Here is a 664-nt window from a genome sequence, read left to right on the forward strand (position 1 = left end):
TATGCTGGCGTCCCGTGGCGTGCCGGTGGCGGCGGGGGGCAATCTCGGCCCCGCCGCGCTGTCGCTGCCGCTCCTGCCCGATGATGGCGTGTACGTGCTGGAAATGTCGTCCTACATGCTGGAACGGCTGGACCAGTTGCATTTCGATACCGCCTGCCTGCTGAACCTGAGCGCCGACCATCTGGACCGTCATGGCGACATGGCGGGCTATGCCGCGGCCAAGCTGCATGTATTCGACCACCAGCACGCGGGCGACCTGGCGGTACTGGGCGCCACCCTGCCCGACCTTGCCGCCCGCGCGGGCGGCTTGCGGCAACGGGCGCGGATGTTGCCTGCATTAGCGGGGAACAGGCGACGCACTGCGATCTGTACTGCACGCCCCACGCGCTGTGTGACCATCACGGCGTCATTGCCAATCTGGACGCGGTCCATGACCTGCCCGGCACCCATAACCGCGAGAACGCGGCCGCCGCCACGGCCATGGCGCTCCATCTGGGCCTGCCACGCGCGGCGGTGGAGACGGCGCTTGTGTCCTTCGCGGCCCTCGACCACCGGCAGAAGCTGGTGGGCAGCATCGACGGCATCCGCTTCATCAATGACAGCAAGGCCACCAATACGGATGCGGCGGCGCGCGCGCTGGCCTGTCATGAACGGATGATCTGGA

1 pseudogene is annotated in these 664 nt (G+C 67.8%); it reads left to right on the forward strand.

The features are described from left to right. Positions 1-664: pseudogene (locus JCM25156_RS26535) on the forward strand (Mur ligase family protein); the annotation flags it as partial.

The sequence above is a fragment of the Komagataeibacter kakiaceti JCM 25156 genome, from assembly GCF_000613305.1.